Source organism: Nocardioides sp. NPDC054178 (assembly GCF_055585005.1).
In genome coordinates, this window is record NZ_JBVJKY010000005.1 from 442,641 (window position 1) to 461,890 (window position 19,250).

General features: G+C 69.4%; 19 protein-coding genes. 6 read left to right on the plus strand and 13 right to left on the minus strand.

The annotated features are described in order from the left end of the window. Positions 1 to 151: 151 nt before the first annotated feature. From ACZ6WN_RS20655 to ACZ6WN_RS20670, 4 genes are read right to left on the minus strand one after another with little or no spacing between them, the layout of a single operon-like run. Positions 152 to 958, minus strand: coding sequence for an ABC transporter permease (locus tag ACZ6WN_RS20655; protein WP_465867187.1), 807 nt, complete (start codon positions 956 to 958; stop codon positions 152 to 154). Continuing rightward, entirely contained in the window at positions 955 to 1,746 is a 792-nt protein-coding gene (locus ACZ6WN_RS20660; RefSeq protein ID WP_465867249.1) for an ABC transporter permease, read from the minus strand. Before ACZ6WN_RS20660 ends, ACZ6WN_RS20655 begins: the two co-directional genes overlap by 4 nt. A 5-nt stretch (positions 1,747 to 1,751) precedes the next feature. Next, entirely contained in the window at positions 1,752 to 2,585 is an 834-nt protein-coding gene (locus ACZ6WN_RS20665) for an ABC transporter ATP-binding protein (RefSeq protein WP_465867188.1), read from the minus strand. A gap of 2 nt (positions 2,586 to 2,587) precedes the next feature. Continuing rightward, positions 2,588 to 3,628 (minus strand): ABC transporter substrate-binding protein, encoded by a 1,041-nt coding sequence (locus ACZ6WN_RS20670; RefSeq protein WP_465867190.1) that lies wholly within the window; start codon positions 3,626 to 3,628, stop codon positions 2,588 to 2,590. Between the two features lie 387 nt (positions 3,629 to 4,015). Here ACZ6WN_RS20670 and ACZ6WN_RS20675 point away from each other — a divergent pair, with 387 nt between their 5' ends. The 3 genes from ACZ6WN_RS20675 (at position 4,016) to ACZ6WN_RS20685 (ending at position 7,024) form a co-directional block, all read left to right on the plus strand. Continuing rightward, positions 4,016 to 4,726, plus strand: coding sequence for a GntR family transcriptional regulator (locus tag ACZ6WN_RS20675; protein ID WP_465867191.1), 711 nt, complete (start codon positions 4,016 to 4,018; stop codon positions 4,724 to 4,726). Between the two features lie 121 nt (positions 4,727 to 4,847). Next, entirely contained in the window at positions 4,848 to 6,314 is a 1,467-nt protein-coding gene (locus ACZ6WN_RS20680) for an NCS1 family nucleobase:cation symporter-1 (protein ID WP_465867193.1), read from the plus strand. Further along, positions 6,314 to 7,024 (plus strand): aspartate/glutamate racemase family protein, encoded by a 711-nt coding sequence (locus tag ACZ6WN_RS20685; protein ID WP_465867194.1) that lies wholly within the window; start codon positions 6,314 to 6,316, stop codon positions 7,022 to 7,024. The genes ACZ6WN_RS20680 and ACZ6WN_RS20685 overlap by 1 nt, the downstream gene beginning before the upstream one ends. Here the strand turns inward: ACZ6WN_RS20685 and ACZ6WN_RS20690 are convergent. The 3 genes from ACZ6WN_RS20690 to ACZ6WN_RS20700 are packed head-to-tail and all read right to left on the minus strand — an operon-like array spanning position 7,008 to position 9,028. Then, positions 7,008 to 7,718, minus strand: a complete 711-nt coding sequence (locus ACZ6WN_RS20690) for an NUDIX hydrolase (protein WP_465867196.1) — start codon at positions 7,716 to 7,718, stop codon at positions 7,008 to 7,010. The genes ACZ6WN_RS20685 and ACZ6WN_RS20690 overlap by 17 nt on opposite strands. 10 nt (positions 7,719 to 7,728) lie before the next feature. After that, positions 7,729 to 8,460 (minus strand): YoaK family protein, encoded by a 732-nt coding sequence (locus tag ACZ6WN_RS20695; protein WP_465867198.1) that lies wholly within the window; start codon positions 8,458 to 8,460, stop codon positions 7,729 to 7,731. 16 nt (positions 8,461 to 8,476) lie between these two features. Beyond that, on the minus strand, positions 8,477 to 9,028 hold the full coding sequence (locus ACZ6WN_RS20700; RefSeq protein WP_465867199.1) for a TetR/AcrR family transcriptional regulator: 552 nt from the start codon (positions 9,026 to 9,028) through the stop codon (positions 8,477 to 8,479). Positions 9,029 to 9,114: 86 nt separating this feature from the next. On the opposite strand from ACZ6WN_RS20700, the gene ACZ6WN_RS20705 reads away from it, so the two are divergent. Beyond that, complete coding sequence (locus ACZ6WN_RS20705; RefSeq protein WP_465867200.1) at positions 9,115 to 9,438, plus strand: DMT family transporter; 324 nt, start codon at positions 9,115 to 9,117, stop codon at positions 9,436 to 9,438. A gap of 17 nt (positions 9,439 to 9,455) precedes the next feature. On the opposite strand, the gene ACZ6WN_RS20710 is transcribed toward ACZ6WN_RS20705, so the two are convergent. Then, positions 9,456 to 11,117, minus strand: a complete 1,662-nt coding sequence (locus tag ACZ6WN_RS20710) for an FAD-binding dehydrogenase (RefSeq protein ID WP_465867202.1) — start codon at positions 11,115 to 11,117, stop codon at positions 9,456 to 9,458. A gap of 137 nt (positions 11,118 to 11,254) precedes the next feature. On the opposite strand from ACZ6WN_RS20710, the gene ACZ6WN_RS20715 reads away from it, so the two are divergent. Continuing rightward, the gene (locus tag ACZ6WN_RS20715; RefSeq protein ID WP_465867204.1) at positions 11,255 to 12,166 is read left to right on the plus strand and encodes a hypothetical protein; all 912 of its coding nucleotides are present in this window, start codon (positions 11,255 to 11,257) and stop codon (positions 12,164 to 12,166) included. A 13-nt stretch (positions 12,167 to 12,179) separates the two neighbouring features. Here ACZ6WN_RS20715 and ACZ6WN_RS20720 read toward each other — a convergent pair whose 3' ends face one another. From ACZ6WN_RS20720 to ACZ6WN_RS20740, 5 genes are all read right to left on the minus strand, one after another. After that, the gene (locus tag ACZ6WN_RS20720) at positions 12,180 to 12,476 is read right to left on the minus strand and encodes a GNAT family N-acetyltransferase (protein WP_465867205.1); all 297 of its coding nucleotides are present in this window, start codon (positions 12,474 to 12,476) and stop codon (positions 12,180 to 12,182) included. Positions 12,477 to 13,146: 670 nt separating this feature from the next. Further along, a complete protein-coding gene (locus tag ACZ6WN_RS20725; protein WP_465867207.1) occupies positions 13,147 to 14,418 on the minus strand; it encodes an HNH endonuclease signature motif containing protein in 1,272 nt (423 codons plus the stop codon). 695 nt (positions 14,419 to 15,113) lie between these two features. Continuing rightward, the gene (locus tag ACZ6WN_RS20730; protein WP_465867208.1) at positions 15,114 to 15,509 is read right to left on the minus strand and encodes a VOC family protein; all 396 of its coding nucleotides are present in this window, start codon (positions 15,507 to 15,509) and stop codon (positions 15,114 to 15,116) included. Further along, positions 15,502 to 15,966 (minus strand): methyltransferase family protein, encoded by a 465-nt coding sequence (locus tag ACZ6WN_RS20735; RefSeq protein WP_465867209.1) that lies wholly within the window; start codon positions 15,964 to 15,966, stop codon positions 15,502 to 15,504. The genes ACZ6WN_RS20730 and ACZ6WN_RS20735 overlap by 8 nt, the downstream gene beginning before the upstream one ends. Positions 15,967 to 16,027: 61 nt before the next feature. Continuing rightward, complete coding sequence (locus ACZ6WN_RS20740; protein ID WP_465867210.1) at positions 16,028 to 16,606, minus strand: TetR/AcrR family transcriptional regulator; 579 nt, start codon at positions 16,604 to 16,606, stop codon at positions 16,028 to 16,030. 137 nt (positions 16,607 to 16,743) lie between these two features. Between ACZ6WN_RS20740 and ACZ6WN_RS20745 the strand changes: the two genes are divergently transcribed. Then, on the plus strand, positions 16,744 to 19,224 hold the full coding sequence (locus ACZ6WN_RS20745) for an MMPL family transporter (protein ID WP_465867212.1): 2,481 nt from the start codon (positions 16,744 to 16,746) through the stop codon (positions 19,222 to 19,224). Positions 19,225 to 19,250 lie beyond the last annotated feature (26 nt).

The following is a 19,250-nucleotide window of genomic DNA, read 5'->3' on the forward strand; positions in this document are numbered from 1 at the left end:
ACCCCGCCCCCCCCCCCCCGCCCCCCCCCCCCCCCCCGCCGCCCCCCCCCCCGCCCCCCCCCCCCCCCCCGCCGCGCCCCCCCCCCCCCCCCCCCCCCCCCCCCCCCCCCACGGGGGTGACGCCTCGCGCAACCGGGGTGACGCCTCGGCGCTACCGGGTCGTCATCCCCATCCGCTCCAGCGCGACCGACTCCAGGAGCTGGACGAGGTTGTAGAGCACCAGCGTGACCACGGTGATGATCGCGACGGCTGCCCACAGGTCGTCGAAGCGGGCGGCGGCGGGGAACTTCTGGATGTTGCCGCCGATGCCCTTGCCGGTCGAGAGCCACTCGGCCAGCAGCGCCCCGGTCACGGCACCGGGCACCGAGACCCGGGCGGCCGCGAAGATCGACGGGAGCGCGCCGGGCAGCGAGACCTTCCGGATCGCGGTGAGCCGCGATCCGCCGTAGACGGCGACGAGGTCCAGCGACTGCGGCGAGGCCTGGGAGAGCCCGAACAGGACCGCGGCCAGCGCCGGGAACAGCACCACGATGATGCCGAGCACCACGACCGAGGCGGTCGAGGCGCGGCCGGTGATCAGCATGACCACCGGGGCGATCGCGACCAGCGGGATCGAGCGCAGCAGCAGCGCCAGCGGCATGACGCCGGCCTCGACCGTCCGCGACAGGTTGAACAGCACCGCCGCCACGATCGCCAGAGCCATCCCGGCGAGGAAGCCGAGCGCGGCGTCCTTCAGGGTCACCCACGTGAGTGGCAACAGCTCGGCCCGGTGCGTGGCCGCGTCCGGCCCCGTGAAGAGGTGGTCGAGGACGTCCAGCGGACCCTTCGCGACGAACTCCGAGACGCTGGAGAACGACACGAACGCCTGCCAGAGCACGGCCACGATCGCCAGCGCGGCGACGGTGTGCAGCACCGGGCCGAGAACCGCCCGCGACAGAGATCCAGCACTCGACCTCATCCGGCCCTCCCAGCGACCCATGGCGTCACCAGACGCGAGACCAGCCCCAGCAGCAGATAGCCGGCCAGGGCGACCAGGGCGCAGACCAGGAAGACGGCCCAGAGCCGCTCCGGGTCGGGCTTGCCCTGCAGCACGATCAGCGTGCGTCCGACGCCACGGTCGGTGGAGCCGAGGTACTCGCCGAGGACCGCACCGAGGATCGCGGTCGGCACCGCGATCTGCAGCGCGTTGAGGATCGCCGGCACGGCCGCGACGAGACGTACCTTCACCAGCTGCGTCCACACCGACCCGCCGTAGACCCGTACCACGTCGAGCGAGGCGCGATCGGCCGACTTGAACCCGAGCACCGCGCCGACGACAGTCGTGAAGAAGACCATCAGCGCCGCCAGGAAGATCGACGTCTTCGACGGGTCGCCCGGCTGCTCGGCGCCGCCGAGGACCACGATCGAGATGCCGCCGACGGCGACCACGGGCAGGCAGTACGTCGTCACCGCGATCTGCATGATCACCGGCTCCAACCACGGCACCAGCAGCACCAGCGAGGCCAGCAGCAGGGCGATCAGGTTGCCCCACAGGAAGCCGACCGAGGCCTCCATCAGCGTCTCGCGGAGCACGCCGTCCCAGAACGCCGAGGGACCCGCGGCGGCCATCTCCGAGAGGACCGTCCACGGCGGCGGCACCGGCGTGAACCCGGTGCCCGGGTCGGGCGGGAACCCGAACACCGCCACGACCGCCCACAGCACGAACAGGATGACCACACCGATCAGACCGGCGAGCCAGCCAGGCACCCGGATCAAGACTCCGCCTCGGCGCGCCCGTCGTCGCCGAAGAGCAGCTCGGAGGCCCGGTCGGCCAGGGCGTGGAACTCCGGCGTACGCATCATGTCGGGCGTACGCGGCCGGGGAAGGTCGACCTCGATGATCTCCTTGATCCGGCCCGGTCGCGGCGACATCACCGCGACCCGGTCGGAGAGGAAGATCGCCTCGTTCACCCCGTGGGTGACCAGCAGTGTGGTGGCCGGCTTCTCGGTCCAGATCCGGAGCAGCTCCAGGTTGAGGTTCTGCCGGGTCATGTCGTCCAGCGCGCCGAACGGCTCGTCGAGCAGGAGCACGGAGGGCTTCAGCGCGAGCGCCCGGGCGATCGAGACGCGCTGTCGCATCCCGCCGGAGAGCTGCGCCGGGCGTGCCTTCTCGAAGCCCTCCAGCCCCACGAGCTTGATCAGCTCGTGGATGTAGGACATGTCGGGACGCCGACCGGCGACCTCGAAGACGAGCTTGATGTTGCCGACCACGGAGCGCCACGGCAGCAGCGCGTGGTCCTGGAACGCGATCCCCAGCTCGGAGTCGCGCCGCAGGTCGGCGGGCGCCTTGCCGTCGACGTACGCCTCTCCGCTGGTCGGCGCCTCCAGGCCCGCGAGGATCCGCAGGATCGTCGACTTGCCGCAGCCGGAGGGCCCGAGCAGGGCCAGGAACGAGCCCTGGTCGGTGTGGAGCTCGGTGTCCTTGAGCGCGGTGACGGCCTTCGACCCGGAGCCGAAGACCTTGCTGATTCCGGAGATGTGGATGCCGGTGCCGCCGTCGGTCTCCACCGCGGGAGCACCGGCCTCCATGAGCTTGTCCTGGGCCATGACTACTTCTGGTAGGCCTTCAGCTCGGGGTTCTCCTCGTAGATCTCGTCGATGATCGAGGTGTCGAACAGGTCCTCGGCCGAGACCTCCCAGCCGGCGGCGGCCAGCGAGTCGACGGTCTGCTGCTGGAGCTCCTCGGAGATGGTGAAGAGACCGTTCTTCTCGGTCTCGGGCGTGGAGATCAGCTTCTGCGACTCCTCGAGACCACGCTTGGTCTTGACCGGGTCGAGCTCGCCGAAGCTGGCCTCGAGACCGTCGGAGTCGCTGGCCGCCTGGTTGTAGTGGGTCGTGACGACCTTCACCACCTCGTCGGCGGGGTTCTTGAAGGTCTCGGTCCAGCCCTTGATCTCGGCGGTCAGCAGCGCCTTGAGGAGGTCGCGGTTCTCGGCGAGGTACTGGTCGGTGACGGTGTAGGTCTCGGCGACGTACGGCACACCGTTCTCGGCGTAGGGCAGGTTGGTGACCTCGTGGCCGGCGAGCTCGACGGTGATCGACTCGTTGGTCAGGTAGGCCATGAAGCCGTCGACCTGGCCCTTCATCAGGGGCGTCGGGTCGAACTCGACCGGGACGACGGTGATGTCGTCCTTCTTCTCCTCCAGGCCGTTGGCGGCGAGGATCGCCTTGAAGACGTTGACGTTGGAGTCCTGCACGCCGATCTTCTTGCCCTTGAGGTCGGCCGGCGTCGCGATGTTGCCGCCGTCCTTGAGCGAGAGGATCGTGAACGGGTTCTTCTGGAAGGTCGCGCCGATGATCTTCAGCGGCGCCTCCTGCTCGGCGATCGCGGAGCCGACCGAGGCGGCGTCGTTGATGGCGACCTGGACCTTGCCGGAGAGCAGCTTGGCGACACCGGTGTCGGGGCCGGAGATGCCGTTGACGGCGTCGAAGCCGGCTTCTTCGTAGTAGCCCTTGTCCTCGGCGTAGAACTCGCCGGCGAACTCCTCGTTCTTGATCCAGGAGTACTGCATCGAGATGGTGCCGAAGCCCTCCTCGCTGCTCCCCTCGTCGGAGTCGGAGCCGCAGGCGGCCAGTGTCGTGGCGGCCACGACGGTCAGGAGGGCCGCGCCGGCCCTGAGTTGCAAAGACTTACGTCGCGAGGTCCGAGAGGCGGGGGTAGACATCGAAACGAGTTCCCTTCGAGGAGTTTCACGCACAGGTCCCGGGGACCGTAGCGAGCGGAGGTTTCAGGTGCTGGCACCCGCGTTTCGGCGTTGTAACGACCCTTTCAAACGTGCCCGTCAGGATAAGGGTCGATCCCGAGTCACGGCGTCCGCTGGACAAGAATGCCGTGGTTGTTGTCTAGTTACCCAACGCGCGTACGCCGCACGGGATGTGCCGTCCGACACACCGGATTCACCGTTATCGGTTCGTGACCGGGCCGAGACCATTCGGTGACCGAACGGATGCGCCGGACGACGGCAGGAGGACCTCCGATGCAAGGGCCCCGGCGCCGCTCCGTGTTCGCCTCCCGCCTGGTCAGCTCCGCCGGCGACGGTGAGCAGCCGCACGTCATCGAGGACCTCCGCCTGGCGATCCTGTCCGGCGAGGAGCCGCCGGGGACGCTCATCCCGATCGCGTCGGTGGCGACGTTCTTCGGCGTCAGCCAGATCCCCGTGCGCGAGGCTCTCAAGGTCCTCACCGGGGAAGGCCTGGTCGAGCACCGGCCCCACGTCGGCTACGCGGTGGCGAAGCTGACCTTCGCCGAGTTCCGCGAGCTCTACGAGGTGCGTGCCGCCCTGGAGACCTCCGCCCTGCGTGCCGCCGTCCGGTCGGCCACCGAGGCCGACGACGAGCTCGTACGCAGCGCCCACTCCGCCATGGCGGCGGCCGTCGCCCGGGGCGACGAACGCGGCTATCACGTCGAGTCGCGGCGCTTCCACCGGGCGTTGATCGCGCCGGCCGGGATGCAGCGGCTGCTGCACATGTACGACTCGGCCTGGAACATGACCGAGCCGGCGCGGCCCATGTCGCGCGTCGCCGAGGTCGACCGAGCGCTGCTCCACGGCGACCACGACGCCATGGTCGCCGCCTTCTGCGCCCGCGACGCGGACCGGCTCGTCACCGAGTCGGCGACCCACTACGAGCACCTCAAGACGGCCATCGAGGTCTTCCGGAGCGACCCGGACGTGTTCCGGCAGCCCTGAGCGCCGGCTGCCTGCCGCGTACGTCGTATATCTTTCGCGTCACATGGCTCTGACACGGCATCTGATCAGGTGAAACACCCGGTCTCCACGATGGGGTGACCCCCACCCCAAGGAGACCGTGATGACCGAGGTGACAGCACCACCCGCCTACCATCCCCGACTGTCGAACGAGGACCTCGACCCGCTTCCCGAGCAGAAGTGGGGCTGGTACAACATCTTCGCCTTCTGGATGTCGGACGTGCACAGCGTCGGCGGGTACGTCACCGCCGGAGCCCTCTTCGCGCTCGGCCTGACCGGCTGGCAGGTCTTCGTCTGCCTGATCGCCGGGATCGTGCTGGTGCAGGTCTTCTGCAACCTGGTCGCCAAGCCGAGCCAGCAGACCGGGACGCCCTACCCGGTGGTCTCGCGAGCCTCCTTCGGCGTGCTCGGCGCCAACATCCCCGCGATCATCCGGGGCTCGATCGCGATCGCCTGGTACGGCGTGCAGACCTTCCTCGCCGCGGGGTCGCTCACCATCGTGATCCTCAAGCTCTTCCCGTCGCTGGCGACCTACGCCACCGCCGACCACTCCTTCCTCGGGCTCTCCTACCTCGGCTACGTGAGCTTCGCGATCCTGTGGGTCGCCCAGGCGCTGGTCTTCTGGCGCGGCATGGAGTCGATCCGCAGGTTCATCGACTTCTGCGGCCCGGCGGTCTACGTGGCGATGCTGGCGCTGTGCGTCTACATGCTCTACCGGGCCGACTGGAACGTCTCGTTCTCGCTCTCCGACAAGGAGCTCACGGTCGGCCAGCAGGTCACGGCGATGCTCGGCGCGATCGCCCTGGTGGTCTCCTACTTCTCCGGGCCGATGCTGAACTTCGGCGACTTCGCGCGCTACGGGAAGTCGTTCAAGGCGGTGAAGCGGGGCAACTTCTGGGGGCTCCCGGTCAACTTCGTGCTCTTCTCGCTGCTCACGGTGCTCACCGCCTCGGCGACCATCCCCGTCTTCGGCGAGCTGATCACCGATCCGGTGGCCACGATCGAGCGGATCGACACCTACACCGCCGTCCTGCTCGGCGGGCTGACCTTCGTGATCGCGACCGTCGGGATCAACATCGTGGCCAACTTCATCTCACCGGCCTTCGACTTCTCCAACGTCGCTCCCCAGAAGATCTCCTGGCGGATGGGCGGCATGATCGCGGCCGGCGGATCGGTCCTGCTCACCCCGTGGAACTGGTACGCCAACGACGAGGCGATCTTCTGGACGCTCGGTCTCCTCGGCGCCCTGATCGGGCCGTTGTTCGGCATCTTGATCGCCGACTTCTACCTGGTCAGAGGGCAGAAGATCGTCGTCGACGACCTCTACACCCTCTCCGAGTCGGGCACCTACTACTACAGCCGTGGCACCAACCCCGTCGCCGTGTACGCGCTCCTCGTGGCCGCGGCCTTCTCGTTCGCCTCGGTGCTCGTCCCGAAGCTCGGCGGGGTGCTCACCTGGCTGCCCGACTACTCCTGGTTCATCGGGTGCGGCATCGGGTTCGTGGCCTACTACGTCTTCACCGAAGTCGCCACGGCGGCCACCACGAAGGTCGCCGAGGAGCCGGCCTGATGCGGATCCTGGTCGTCAACCCGAACAGCTCGGCGTCGATGACCACACTGATCGGCGAGTGCGCCCGGGCGAGCGTCGGCCCGGGCGTGGTCGTCGACGCGATCGACCCGGGTGCCGGGCCGGTCTCCCTGGAGTCGCACTACGACGAGGCGATCGCGGTGCCCCATCTGCTGGGTGTCCTGGAGCGGGAGCGCGAGGCGTACGACGGGTTCGTGATCGCCTGCTTCGGCGACCCCGGCCTGCACGCGGCCCGCGAGATCCTCGCCGGCCCCGTGGTCGGGATCGCGGAGGCGGCGATGCGGACGGCGGCGTACCTGTCCCGGAGGTTCTCGGTGGTCACCACGCTGCCCCGGGTCCTCGCGCACACCTGGTCGATCGCCCGCGACTACGGCGTCGCCGACCTGGTCGGCGGCATCCATGCCTGCGAGATCCCGGTGATCGACCTGGAGACCGACCCGGTCGCGTACGCGACGATCCTGGCGGTCTGCCGGCGGGCCCTGGCCGAGGACCGCTCCGAGGCGATCGTGCTGGGCTGCGCCGGGATGGCCGACCTGTGCGCCCGGCTCGCCGAGGAGCTCGGCGTACCCGTCATCGACGGGGTCGGCGCGGCCACCGCGGAGGTGGAGAAGCTGGTACGCCTCGACCTGAGCACCAGCAAGCACAACGAGTACGCCGCGCCCCCGGCGAAGGAGATCAGGGGCCGGAGGTGACGTTCAGCGACGCCGTGCGGCGCAGCAGCGGCGGGTGCAGATGCTCCGCGGAGCCGCGGCGGAAGAGCTGAGCCGGCCGGCCACCGTCCCGGGTCGTCGTGGCCCCCGTGGGCTCGAGGAAGGCCTCGGTCTTGGTGACCTTGCGGTGGAAGTTGCGCGGGTCGAGGCGCTCGCCCCAGACGATCTCGTAGACCCGGCGCAGCTCGGCGACGGTGAACTCCTCGGCACAGAACGCGGCGCCCAGCGGCGAGTACTCCAGCTTGGAGCGGGCGCGCTCGACGCCGTCACGCAGGATCGCCGCGTGGTCGAAGGCGAGACCGCCGCCGGCCAGGAGCGAGTCGACCGGGCGCCACTGCGCGTCGGCCGCGTCCGAGCCCGCCGCGGGCACCGGGAGGTCGGGCGCGAGCGCGAGATAGGCGACCGTCACGACCCGCGTCCGCGGGTCCCGGCCCGGAGATCCGTACGTCGCCAGCTGCTCGACGTGCACGCTCCCCGGCCGCATGCCGGTCTCCTCCGCGAGCTCGCGCGCCGCTGCCTCCTCGAGGCCCTCCTCGTCCAGGACGAACCCGCCCGGAAGCGCCCAGGCGCCTCGATAGGGCTCGACGCCGCGGCGTACGACCAGGGCGCAGAGCGCGTCGTCACGAACGGTGAGCACGACGAGATCCACGCTCACCGCGAACTTGGGGCACTCCACGTGGCAGACCCTAGATGATGCCGCCCTGGATGGTCGCGCTGTGCACCCGCGCGTGCCAGGCGCCGAGGCCGGTGGCGAGCCCGATCAGGACGCCGGCGAGCAGGAGGCCGCCGCCGGTGTGCCACAGCAGCATCCCGGCACCGGCGAAGGCGCCGAGCAGGATCAGCAGGACGGTGATCGCGCGCCGCGCGGTGCCGCCGCCGCGGAAGGACGCCTTGCCGGACCCTAGCGGCGAGTCGGCCGCGAGGCCCGTGATCGTGCTCGTGACGACGACGGTGGTCACGTCCTTGACCGCGATGTGGCGAGCGGCCGCCGCCTGGGTGCCCATCGCGACCGCGGCCAGGGTGGTCGTCGTGATCATCACCGCGGTCGAGGGTTCGTCACCGACGACGAAGAGCAGCCCGGCCAGCGCCAGCATCACCACCGCGACCAGGGAGAACAGCGCGGTGGTGCGCCCGCTCCAGGCCTGCTTGTCCGCCTTCAGCACGCGGCCACCGAGAGCGGCGCCGGCCATGAACCCGACCAGCGCCAGGGCCGGCCCGAGGATCGGGAGGTCGGTGCCGCCGACCAGCGCCATGCCGAGGATGACCACGTTGCCGGTCATGTTTCCGGTGAACACCTTGTCCAGACCGAGGTAGCCGACGGCGTCGTTGATGCCCGTGGTGAAGGTCAGCACGAGCATCAGCCACAGGTGCATACGGTCGGCGGGGATGGTCTTCAGGAGCGAGTTCACCCGGCGCATTGTGCCGGACCCCCGATCACCCCTCGGCGATCGCTCCCGCGGCCGCGGCGAGATCGGCCACCCCGGCGGCGAGCTCGTCGGGCCGGTCGGTGGCGAGGTCCAGGTGGAAGCCGAACAGCGAGGAGTCGACGAGCGTGACGATCCGGCCCGCACGCTCGGGCGGCGCGCCACAGGCGGTGACGTAGTCGCGCAGCGCGGCGTACCACAGCTCGTTGGTCTCCCGGACGACCGAGCGATAGGGCTCCATCCCGATCAGCCCGGTCGCGGCCGCCTGCAGGTAGATCTGCAGGCAGCCGTGCAGCGGCTCGGTACGGTAGGCCCGCCACAGGGCCTCCACCCCGGCGCGTACGTCTTCGGCCGGCTCGAGCGCCGCGACCGCCCCGACGGAGAGCTCGTTGGTGCGCGCGACCACCGCTGCGACGAGCTCGTCGCGACCGCCGAAGTGGTAGATCAGCATCCGGTCGCTGGTGCCGATCGCTGCCGCCAGCGGACGCAGGGTCAGCCCGATCAGCCCGTGCTCGAGCACGTGGTCGACCACCTGCCCGAGGAGCTCCTCCTTGCGGTCCATGGAAAGCATTATGCCCAACCTGTAGCGACTGCTACATTTCTCGGTGATGTAGCAGTCGCTACACGCTCCCCAGGAGGACCCGGAAGATGTACGCCGCCATTCTGCTCGTCGTCGCGATCGCGATCGAGGTCGTCAGCACCGCGCTGCTCCCCCGTACCGAAGGCTTCCGCAACCTGGGCTGGTCGCTCGCCGTCATGGCCGGCTACGGCGCCTCGATCTGGCTGCTGTCGGTGGTCGTGGAGCGGATGCCGGTCTCGGTGGCGTACGCCATCTGGTCAGGCCTCGGCACCGCACTGGTCGCCGGCATCGGCGTGATGTTCCTCGGCGAGCACCTCACCGCCGCCAAGGCCGGCTTCCTGGCGATGATCGTCGTCGGCGTGGTCGGCCTGAACCTCTCCGGCGCCCACTGAGTCGGACAGCCGCGGCGTCAGACGGCCGCGGCCGCGGCCCTGCCCGCCGTACGTCCCGAGAACAGGCAGCCGCCGAGGAAGGTGCCCTCGAGCGCGTTGTAGCCCATCATCCCGCCGCCGCCGAAGCCGGCGACCTCGCCGGCAGCGTAGAGCCCGGGCAGCGGGGTGCCGGCGGCGGTCAGGCAGCGTCCGGACAGGTCCGTCTCGAGCCCACCGAGGGTCTTGCGGGAGAGGATGTGCAGCTTGACGGCGATCAGCGGGCCGGCCTCGGGGTCGAGGATCCGGTGGGGCTTGGCGGTGCGCTGCAGCTTGTCGCCGCGGTAGTGGCGGGCGGCGTACAGCGCGGTGATCTGGGCGTCCTTGGTGAAGTTGTTGGCGATCTCGCGGTCGCGGGCCTCGATGATCCGGCGCAGCTCGCTCTCCTTGATCTGCGGGCCGGACGGGTCCTTGTCGGCGAGACCGTTCATCCCGTGGACGAGCGCGGTGAGGTTGTCGGCGACCACGAAGTCCTCGCCGTGCTCCATGAAGCTCTTCACCGGGCCGGGGCCCTTGCGTGCCCGCTCGGCGAGCAGCTTGATGTCCTTGCCGGTCAGGTCGGGGTTCTGCTCGGACCCGGAGAGCGCGAACTCCTTCTTGATGATCTTCTCGGTCAGCACGAACCAGGAGTAGTCGTAGCCGGTCTGCCGCAGGTGCTTGAGCGTGCCGAGGGTGTCGAAGCCGGGGAAGAACGGCGCCGGGAGACGCTTGCCGGTCGCGTCCAGCCACAGGCTCGAGGGGCCGGGGAGGATCCGGATGCCGTGGTTGGCCCAGATCGAGTCCCAGTTGCGGATGCCCTCGACGTAGTGCCACATCCGGTCGTCGTTGATGATCTTGGCGCCGGTCGCCCCGGTGATGGCGAGCATGCGGCCGTCGACGTGCGCCGGGACCCCGGAGACCATCGACTTCGGCGGGACGCCGAGGCGGGCGGGCCAGTGCTTGCGGACGAGGTCGTGGTCACCGCCGATGCCGCCGGAGGTGACGATCACGGCCTGGCCGCTGAGCTCGAAGTCCTCGACCTCGGTGCGCGAGGAGGCCTGGCCGCGCTCGATGTCACTGGGTTCGAGAACCTTGCCGCGTACGCCGACGACGGTCCCGTCCTCGACCACGAGATGGTCGACGCGGTGCCGGAAGGCGAAGGTGATCCGGCCGGTGTCGGCGTGGGCGCGAACCCGTCGTTCGAACGGCTCGACGACGCCCGGCCCGGTCCCCCAGGTGATGTGGAAGCGCGGCACGGAGTTGCCGTGGCCGTCGGCGCGGCCGTCGCCACGCTCGGCCCAGCCGACGACCGGGAAGATCCGGTGGCCCATCTGGCGCAGCCAGGAGCGCTTCTCGCCCGCCGCGAAGTCGAGGTACGCCTCGGCCCAGCGTCGCGGCCACAGGTCCTCGTCGCGGTCGAACTGGGCCGATCCCATCCAGTCCTGGAGCGCCAGCTCGGAGGAGTCGTTGATGCCCATCCGGCGCTGCTCGGGGCTGTCGACGAGGAAGAGCCCGCCCAGGCTCCAGAACGCCTGGCCACCCAGCGACTGCTCCGGCTCCTGGTCGACCAGGAGAACGCTCTTTCCCGCATCCGCGACCTCGGCCGCTGCTGCCAGGCCGGCAAGGCCGGCTCCCACCACGATCACGTCGGCGTGCTTCGTCATGTCGGCAGATCCTGCCACCATATCTACCCGCGAGTACATGGAACCTGTCGCCCGACCGTTCCGTCAGGTGGACAGTTGTCGGACTCGCGCCCCGAAGCGACCGCCGATCAGTGTCCGAGCGGATAGATTTTTTGATCGTGATCGACCCCAAAGTGATGGCCAAGAGGCAGCAGAAGTGGGTCCAACGCGGCATCGACCGCACCGAGACCTGGCTGAGCCGTAGTGGCAGCAGACTCGGTCCGCTGATCCCGCACATCGCCACCGCAGGGGTGCTCACCGGGGACGAGGACCGCGGCTGGGTCCCGCAGGGCCTGGCGTACTCCGCCGAGGCAGAGCTCCTTCTGCAGGGCTACCACGGCGACAAGCTCGGCTCCGCGCTCGCTCTGGTCGACAGGCCGTCGGGCGAGCTCATCAACGCCGTCTACCTCGGCGGGCCGAAGGGCAGCGTCAGCGGCCCGGTCAACGCCGGGGGCGTCGCGGTCATCGGCGACGAGGTCTACGTGTGCCGCGAGGGCAACCCGCCCCGCCTCTACCGCTACTCCCTGACCCAGATCGTCCACGCCGAACCGCTCTCGACCGTCTCGACCGTCGCTCCGCTGGTCGCGCTCGCGGCCGGCTCCTACCTCGCCGCGGCGAAGGACCTGCTCTACGTGGGGTCGCACGCGAACAACCGCCTCTACAAGTACATCCGCAAGGACGACACCTGGCAGATCAAGACCCCGATCGGCGTCCGCACCCCGGTCGGCACCCAGGGCGTCGTGGTGCGCGAGGAGGAGTACGTCTTCAGCGTCAACCGCGGCCCCGCACGGCGCAGCCAGCTCGTCGTGCAGGACCGGGTCACGATCAGGCCCCGCGCTCTGCAGTCGCTCCCCAACCTGGCCGAGGGCATCGCCGAGGTCGGCGACGAGTTCTACGTGACCTACCAGTCGGGCGCCAGGTCCTACGCCCGCGGCTCCTCGCGCGGCCAGACCTGGCCCTCGGCCCATATGACCCGCACCCCGCTGGCCAAGCTGGGCCTGGAGCCACGAAAGTCGACGGAGACCCTCTGAGCGAACCTCGCGGTCAGGCCGGCCAGTCGGTGATGTCGGCGTACTCCTCGCCGTGGCGCTTCAGCCACCTCGCGACGTACGGGCAATGCGGGATGATCCGCTTCCCCTTCGCCTTCACATCCGCCAGCGCGAACTCCACCAGCTTCGAGGCGAGCCCCTGCCCGTTGTAGGCCTCCTTCACCTCGGTGTGCAGGAAGTCCACATGCTCGTCGTCAGGCAGCCGGTAGGTCGCCAACCCCGCGACAGTCTCCCCGTCTCGGATCTCATAGCGATGCCTGGCCGGGTTGTCTACGTACTCGATCTCGCTCACGTCCCCATTCTCACTCACCTCGCTCGGGCCTGGGGCCGCCGGCCACTTCGCTGGGTTGGTGAGGGGCGTCTTTTCGGGGTTGAGGTGTCTCGTTGGGCTGGTGGCCGCCGACCCGTTATGGAGGGTGTTCTCGCCGGTTCCCGGAGTCAAGGACGGCCTGCGGCCGCCGGCTTCGCCGGCCGCTTCGCGGTCCTGGACACCGGGAGCCGGCGAGAATTTTGGCTGGTTATCGGGTCGGCGGCGGGGTTTGGCGCAGAGTCCCTTGAGTTGGGCACGGGCTTGGGGACCGTGGGTCGAGGGGGTTCTGGCGGCCTGGTGTGTACATGGTGCTTTTACAAGACGATGACACCTTGTGAATGCTTCACAAGCCGGGCCGTCGGTCGGGTGGCGATGACCTCGGCGACGCAGGGCGGGGCGGGGACGGGACGCCGTCAGTTCGAGCAGGATCGTGGGCAGGACCAAAGAATCGGCAGCGGAACGCCGCGCAGTTGCAGCACACAGCCGGACCAGATCCAGAATGCGCCGGGATCGGCCCTGCCCCACTGCGGAAACCAGGGCCACGTGAACCGCTCGGATGGAATGGCACCACACGATGCGCAAGGACACAGATCAACGAGGGTCGTGGGTGGGCTCGAGTGAATACCGGCTTGGCGGCCAGGCCCGCCACGGATCAGCCGGTCGGGATGCGTCGGGTGAACCGGATCCGACCGTCGGGGAGTCGCTCGTAGGTGTAGTCGGCGTCATGGATGCGGTGATGGTCGCTCGGACACAGCAACACCATGTTGGCCAGGTTGGTTCGGCCGCCTTCGGACCACGGTGTCAGATGATGAGCCTCGGTCCAGGCCGCCGGGGCGTCGCAGCCTTCGGCCTGGCAGCACTTGTCCCGTAACCGCAATGCTCGGTGTTGGATCGGGTGCGCCAACCGAGCGGTGCGGCCGAGGTCGAGGATCTCGGAGTCGGTGCCGAGGACGACCGGGACCAGGTCGGCGTTGCAGGCCATCCGGCGGGCTTCGGCGGCGGTGATCTTCTCGCCGTCGAACCCGAGGGCGGCGGTGGCGAGGTCCTTACGGAGGTCGTCCACGCTCATGGTGATGAACACCGTGGTCCCGTGACCGCCATGGCGCGGCAGCAGGTCGACGTCGTAGGTCTCGATGACCCGGGCGAACGCCTGACCCAGGAGCCGGTCGTAGGGGGCTTTGCGGCCCTTGTTCTCCGCGGACATCTTTCGCGGCTGCGCCAACGAGTCGAGAATGGTGCGCAGCCGCATCCCGACGGCGCGGGAGACCCTGGCGTGGAGGTCGATGGTGCCATCACCGTTATCCCGGGCGGTGTAGAAGGTGCGCCGGGCGGCGTGTTCTTCTTCCCTCTGCAGGGCCTTGGCTTCGGCTTCTTCGAACCTCTCGGGGTCGATCTCGGCCAGGATCCGGCGGCCGGCGTTCTTGAGCTCGTTCGCAGTCATCCAGGCGGCATAGTCGACCAGCATCTTCTCCGCCAGGACCAGGTGCTCACCACTGGCGGCGGGATCGGCCTCGACGGCATCAAGCGCCTTCGTGATCACCCAGGCCTTGTCCTGGGACACCACACCTTCGGCCAGGCCGGCAGCGACCAGGTCGTACTTGGCGACACCAGCGGCGAGTTTGATCTGCGAGCGGGCCACCCCTTTATCGACCAACAGCTCGGTCCGCAGCCACCCCGAGACATCCTTCGCCCCGGTCTCCTCCGCGATATCGCCCGCAGCGGCGAGGACTCTCAGTTTCAGGGCGGCCTGCATCGCTTGGAGTTTCTCCAACCGTTCCAGCAGGTCCTTCTTCTGCTCGGTGCGCCAGTAGGCAGGGTCGGTGGCCAGCAACTCTTGGAGGGCGGTTTCGATGGCCTGCAAGGCGGCGTCGATCGCGTCACCGGGGTTGGTGCCCCAGTGGTTGATGTCGCGGCCGAGACTCATCGCATGGTTCCTTCAGAGGTGTGTTGTGATGGGTCTGACTCTACGCCTGAACCTCTCTCTTTACTATCCATTTTCCCTGTTCAAACCCGGTTTTCGCGGTGAGCGAACGGCGTCGTTCCTGTGGATGGTAAGTGGCCCGAAGGGCCACCCCTCACACCCCAGCAACACCATCCGTCGCAGGAGTGAATGCGCTGCGCCACACCCGGGCCGCCGCCCCGATAGCCAGCCAAATCTTTTCTCGATCTGGTCCGGAGTCCAGGACCGCGAAGCGGCCGGCGAAGCCGGCGGCCGTAGGCCGTCCTTGACGCCGGACCAGATCGAGAAGACCCTCGTGATCGGGTCGGCGGCCCACACCAGCCCCGAAGAAACGGGCACGAAACAGATGGTCTCGACAAGCTCGACCACGGGAATGCCGAGTCGGCGCATCTTGACCGGCTCGCTCGCTTCGCTTCGCGAGACACCGGTCAAGATCCGCCGACTCGGCAGGGTTACACGCGGCCCAGCCACTGTTCGTCGCTGCGGCTCGACCACCGAGGCATCCGGCGCAGCACACGTCCTTGAGGCATTGACGGCGGACCAGATCGAGAAGACCCTCCAAAACGGGTCGGCGGCCCACCTAAGCCACGAAGAACGGTCACGCACAGGGTCTCGACAAGCTCGACCACCGGGGCACAGGCGGTCGAGACACCCACGATTCAGCCCACGAAGATGCAGAAGATATGCCCCGCAGGATCGGCGTACGCACGCAGCGGCTCTTCAGTATCGTCAGACCGGTCGAAGCGAAGCGAAGCCCCCAACTGCAGCACCCGAGCATGCTCCGCATCAAGCTCCTCGACAGAGGCTACGACGGTGTCCAGATGCATGTGCTTGACCGCCCCCGGAGCCGGCCAGTCAGACGGTGCCATCTCGGACTCGTCGACCAGGTTGAACGCGAGCGCACGACGCCCGTCGGGCCAGGTGAGAACGAGCCAGTCGTCGTCGCCGGGCACCTCGTCCCCCGGCCGGTAGACCAGACCGAGGAACTGGCGGTAGAACTCGGCGAGGCGGCGTACGTCCGTGGTGTCGAGAACGGTGTGGAAGAGCTCAGCCACGCGCGGCACCCCGGGGCGGCCCGAGCCAGCGGGGCGTGGCGCTGCGGTAGGAGTCGTACGCGTCGCCGAAGCTCCACGACAGAGCGTGCTCCTCCGCGGGGATCTGGGTGCGGTCGACGACGGCGACGAAGGCCGCGACGGGGACGAGCGGGAGCCAACCACCGCGAAGGACGGCATGGGCGGTGAGGAGACCTGCCATGCCGACGTACATCGGGTTGCGGGTGTAGCGGAACGGGCCGTCGGTGACGACCGCCGTCGCCCGCTCCGGCTCGAGCGGGTCGAAGCTGGTGTCCTTGTGCAGGAACGCACGAGCAGCGGTGCCCACGACATAGACCGAGCCGGCGGCGAGGAGACCGGCCGCGACGGACCGTACGGCGGTCGGTCGGCGATGCGGGGCGAGCAGATGCTGGGCGACCAGGCCCACGGCGACATAGACAGGCGGGGGCACCTTCGGCATACCTTCCACCGTAGCCCCGACCCGAGGGCCGCCACCCCCTCTTTCTTGGGTAAAGAACGACTCAGTGCAACAGCGCGCGCACCAGGCGCTCGGCAACGTCCGGACCGGGCTCGGTGCGCTCGAGGGAGTGCAGCACGAACCCACCGACCAGGGCGCGGACGAACTCCATGACCGGCAGGTCGGCGGGCAGCTGGCCGGCCGCGACGGCCGCCTCGATCCGGGTGGAGACGGTGGCGGTGATGCCGAGCGCGTCGTTGAGGCGGGCGCCGATGGCGGGGTTCTCGCAGGCGGCCGCGACGAGCGAACGGACGAGGCTGTCGTTGCCGGGCTGCGCGACGAGGTCGATGAGGCTCTGCATCCAGGCGATGAGGTCGGCGCGGATGTCCCCGGTGTCGGGGACGACCGGGTGGTCCGGCAGCAGCAGATCCTCGATCAGGGCGTCGGCGACGACCGCGCTCTTCGAGGACCACCAGCGGTAGATCGTCTGCTTGGAGACACCGGCCTCGGCCGCGATGCCCTCGATGGTGAGGTGGTCGTACCCCTTCTCGGCGAAGAGCCGCCCGGTCGCGTCGAGGACCGCCATGCGAGCCTCCTCGCTGCGTACGGCACCTCGACGGCGCACTCCTGCTGACGCTGGCATGAACCGCATCCTAGGAGCCCGCGGCATCTCCTGGCCACGGCACAGGTGTGACCCATCACTCGCCCAGCAGCCCTTGTCCGACGGCGTACAGATGATTAACTGGACGCACCGTTGCGAATTACCGGAGGGATGCCGCCATGGCGGAGCTGTTGTACCGATTGGGCAAGTCGGCCGCGCGCCGCGCCTGGCTCGTGATCCTTGCCTGGGTGCTGGCGCTGTCCGGCGCCGCCGGAGCGTACGTCGCCTGGTCCGGCGAGCTCACCACCAGCTTCGACATCCCGGGGCTGCCCTCCTCCGAGGTGGTCGACGAGCTCCAGGAGGGGCTGCCCGACCTGGCCGGCGGCTCCGGCACGATCGCCTTCCAGACCGAGGACGGCACCCCGCTCACCGCCACCCAGAAGCAGGAGATCCGGGCGCTGATCACCAGCGCAGAGGACCTCCCCGACGTCGCCGCGGTCACCGACCCCTTCCAGACCGAGGCCCAGCGCGCGGCACAGGCCGAGAAGGTCACCGCGGGCCAGGCCAGGCTCGAGGCCGGCCGGAGCCAGCTCGACAGCGCTCAGGCCAAGCTCGACAAGGCACAGGCCGACATCGACAGGGCCCGCACCCAGCTGCAGGCCGCCGGGATGCCGACCGACCAGGTCGACGCCCAGCAGGCCGCCATCGACAAGCAGCAGGCGAAGCTCGACGACAGTGCCGCCGACCTCGAGGCCAACGCCGCCAAGGCCGAGAACGGCGCCGAGCTGCTCGAGCTCTCCGAGGAGATCCGGATGGTCTCCGCGGACGGCTCGGCCGCCCTGGTCAACGTCGCCTACTCGGTCGGACGTCTGGAGATGTCCGAGGAGACCAAGAAGGCCACCGTCGACCACTTCACCGACTCGCCCGTGGACGGGGTCGAGGTCGGCGTCTCCTCCGACATCTCCCAGGAGACCCCCAACCCCGTGGGTCCGGGCGAGATCGTCGGTGTCGGCGTCGCCGCCGTCGTCCTGCTGGTCATGCTCGGCACGATCATCGGAGCCGGCGTCCCGCTGGTCACCGCGCTGACCGGCGTCGGCATCGGCGCCCTCGGCGCACTCTCCCTCTCCGGCGTCGTGCAGATGGCCTCGATGACCCCCATCCTGGGCCTGATGCTCGGCCTGGCCGTCGGCATCGACTACTCGCTCTTCATCCTCAACCGGCACCGCAAGCAGCTGCTCCACGGCGCCGACGTCACCGAGTCGATCGCGCTCGCCAACGGCACCGCCGGCACGGCGGTCGTCTTCGCCGGCTCCACCGTGATCGTCGCTCTGGTCGCCCTCAACATGACCGGGATCCCGTTCCTCGGCCTGATGGGCTCGGTCGGCGCCGCCTGCGTCGCGATCGCCGTCCTGGTCGCGATCACCCTGACCCCGGCCATCCTCGGCCTCGTCGGTGGCCGCATCGTCTCCAAGCGCGCCCGCAAGAAGGTCGCGAAGCAGGACGCCGCCGAGGCCCACGCCAAGCCGATGCCCACCTGGCGCGCGCTGGTCACGGTCGTCGCGTCCGTGGTCGCCCTGCTCGCCCTCGCGGTCCCCGCCCTCGACATGCGGCTCGGCCTGCCCGACGGCGGCTCCGAGCCCGAGGGCTCGCTGGCCAAGACCGCCTACACGATCACCGAGGACAGCTTCGGCGCCGGCGCCAACGGCCCGCTGCTCGTCGCCGCCGAGCTGCCCGACGGCCTCAGCGAGGCCGGCGTCCAGCGAGCCCAGCTGACGGTCGCCCAGGCGCTGGCAGACCTCGATGACGTACGCGCCGTGGCTCCGGCCGCGGTCTCCGAGGGCGGTCGCACGGCGGCCTTCCAGGTCATCCCCGAGGAAGGCCCCAACAGCGTCTCGACCAACGAGCTGGTCAACGCGATCCGGGACATGCCGGCGGTCAACGGCGACATCACGCTCGGCGTCGCCGGCGCCACCGCCGTCGCGATCGACGTGTCGCAGGGGCTCAACGACGTGCTCCTCCCCTACCTCGCCGTCGTCGTCGGACTCTCGCTGCTGATCCTGATCCTGGTCTTCCGCTCCCTCCTGGTCCCGCTCATCGCGACCGGTGGCTTCGTGCTCTCGCTGCTGGCGACGTACGGCGTCGTGGTCGCGGTCTTCCAGAAGGGCATCGGGGCCGAGTGGATCGGCATCGACAGCACCGGACCCATCCTGAGCTTCCTGCCGATCCTGCTGGTCGGGATCCTCTTCGGCCTGGCGATGGACTACCAGCTGTTCCTCGCCTCCGGGATGAGGGAGGCGTACGTCCACGGCGCACCCGCCCGCATCGCCGTCGCCCAGGGCTTCCGGGCCGGGCGCTCGGTGGTGATCGCGGCCGGGCTGATCATGGTCTCCGTCTTCGGCGGGTTCGTCTTCGCCGAGTCGGTGATGATCCGCTCGATGGGCTTCGGGCTCGCGCTCGGGGTGCTGCTGGACGCCTTCATCGTCCGGATGCTGCTGATGCCGGCCCTGATGCACCTGCTCGGCCGCTCCGCGTGGTGGCTGCCGAAGTGGCTCGACCGTATCCTCCCGAACGTGGATGTCGAGGGCGCAGCGCTCGAGCGTGCCCACGGCTCGACCGATGCCGGAGAGGCCGCCGTCACCCGGGACAGGATCTCGGTCTGAGGAGAACCGTCGGTGGCGGCCGGTAG

What these genes read in the sequence shown, in the direction of transcription:
- ACZ6WN_RS20725 (WP_465867207.1), bottom strand. Translation starts at nt 14,418, where the DNA reads ATGAGTCTCGGCCGCGACATCAACCACTGGGGCACCAACCCCGGTGAC.
- ACZ6WN_RS20655 (WP_465867187.1), bottom strand. Translation starts at nt 958, where the DNA reads ATGAGGTCGAGTGCTGGATCTCTGTCGCGGGCGGTTCTCGGCCCGGTG.
- ACZ6WN_RS20680 (WP_465867193.1), top strand. Translation starts at nt 4,848, where the DNA reads ATGACCGAGGTGACAGCACCACCCGCCTACCATCCCCGACTGTCGAAC.
- ACZ6WN_RS20740 (WP_465867210.1), bottom strand. Translation starts at nt 16,606, where the DNA reads ATGCCAGCGTCAGCAGGAGTGCGCCGTCGAGGTGCCGTACGCAGCGAG.
- ACZ6WN_RS20665 (WP_465867188.1), bottom strand. Translation starts at nt 2,585, where the DNA reads ATGGCCCAGGACAAGCTCATGGAGGCCGGTGCTCCCGCGGTGGAGACC.
- ACZ6WN_RS20700 (WP_465867199.1), bottom strand. Translation starts at nt 9,028, where the DNA reads ATGGACCGCAAGGAGGAGCTCCTCGGGCAGGTGGTCGACCACGTGCTC.
- ACZ6WN_RS20745 (WP_465867212.1), top strand. Translation starts at nt 16,744, where the DNA reads ATGGCGGAGCTGTTGTACCGATTGGGCAAGTCGGCCGCGCGCCGCGCC.
- ACZ6WN_RS20705 (WP_465867200.1), top strand. Translation starts at nt 9,115, where the DNA reads ATGTACGCCGCCATTCTGCTCGTCGTCGCGATCGCGATCGAGGTCGTC.
- ACZ6WN_RS20735 (WP_465867209.1), bottom strand. Translation starts at nt 15,966, where the DNA reads ATGCCGAAGGTGCCCCCGCCTGTCTATGTCGCCGTGGGCCTGGTCGCC.
- ACZ6WN_RS20710 (WP_465867202.1), bottom strand. Translation starts at nt 11,117, where the DNA reads ATGACGAAGCACGCCGACGTGATCGTGGTGGGAGCCGGCCTTGCCGGC.
- ACZ6WN_RS20695 (WP_465867198.1), bottom strand. Translation starts at nt 8,460, where the DNA reads ATGCGCCGGGTGAACTCGCTCCTGAAGACCATCCCCGCCGACCGTATG.
- ACZ6WN_RS20685 (WP_465867194.1), top strand. Translation starts at nt 6,314, where the DNA reads ATGCGGATCCTGGTCGTCAACCCGAACAGCTCGGCGTCGATGACCACA.
- ACZ6WN_RS20675 (WP_465867191.1), top strand. Translation starts at nt 4,016, where the DNA reads ATGCAAGGGCCCCGGCGCCGCTCCGTGTTCGCCTCCCGCCTGGTCAGC.